General features: G+C 85.8%; 1 pseudogene. It reads left to right on the top strand.

The features are described 5' to 3' along the window. Positions 1-195 precede the first annotated feature (195 nt). Positions 196-275, top strand: a pseudogene (locus PUR26_RS00355) (TIGR03936 family radical SAM-associated protein); the annotation flags it as partial.

Here is a 275-nt window from a genome sequence, read left to right as displayed (position 1 = left end):
GGGGGGGGGGGGGGGGGGGCGGGGGGGCGGCGGCGCCGGGGCCGCGCCGCCCGCGCGCGCGGGGCGGCGGGGCGCGCAGCGCCGCGCCCCCCCGCCCCCCCCCCCCCGCCCGCCCCCCCCCCCGCGCCGCCGGCCGCCGAGGCCCCCGCGGAGGCGACCTCTTAGGATTCGGCGGCGACGGTGTTGTTCACTCACGCGCCGCCGGTCCCCGCAGCGGTGACCAGGCTGGCGCAGGGGCTCTTCGACGAGGAGACCGGCACGGTGACCGACCCGCT

Origin of the sequence: Streptomyces sp. SP18CS02 (assembly GCF_036322365.1) — a bacterium.
Lineage (GTDB): Bacteria > Actinomycetota > Actinomycetes > Streptomycetales > Streptomycetaceae > Streptomyces.
This window is presented reverse-complemented; position numbering and strand designations above follow the sequence as displayed.